Consider the following 731-nt stretch of genomic DNA (forward strand, 5'->3'; position numbering starts at 1 on the left):
AATGTTGAATAGGACGGAGATCATGACTTGCCATCAGGGCTAATAATATAGTACTTGATATGCAATTTATTACTCCGTTAATCATTAATAAGAATGGGTATTTTATTGTTTTTATTCTGTGAGCTATATCGTAGAAAAATAAATAGCCCTTTATTTTTTGTGGTTATTGATTATTATTCTTATTTACATCCTGCCAGATATAACTCTTATTCATCACTTTTCTTCTTGTGATAAATATATTCCCCGATTTTATATTCTCTTAACAAAATAAATCACATTGTGCGCAATGTTTATTAGCATTCGTTTATTATTTACTGTTATGACCAGAATTAATTCCTGATGGATCGTTCAGTTTTGATTTGAGCGCGAGAGGCACTATTGAGTGGAGTAGCAAAAAATGACCATGGCGATTATTTTGAAGGGAGAAAGACGCCATAAACGACGAAATGTTACCACATGCTGCGTATAAAAAACGAACAGGTTACCTTTCGGTAACCTGTTCGCTGGAGGAGCGGTGTGGCAGGAAAATTATTGTGCGGCAACCTTCGATTGACGATAGGCGCTTAACCAGTCAGTGACGCGCTGTTTCTGCTCATCATTGAGCCACATGCCCAGTTTGGTACGACGCCAGATGGCATCTTCCACGCTGACAACCCACTCTTTATCGGCCAGATAGCGCAATTCAGCTTCGTAGAGATCGTGTCCGGAGTTTTCGCCGAGGTGATGAATGC

At 39.3% G+C, this 731-nt stretch carries 1 pseudogene; it reads right to left on the reverse strand.

The window, feature by feature from the left end:
• Nucleotides 1–528 precede the first annotated feature (528 nt).
• Nucleotides 529–731: pseudogene (locus tag J5224_RS32640) on the reverse strand (glycerol-3-phosphate dehydrogenase); the annotation flags it as partial.

The sequence above is a fragment of the Candidatus Symbiopectobacterium sp. NZEC135 genome, from assembly GCF_025962695.1.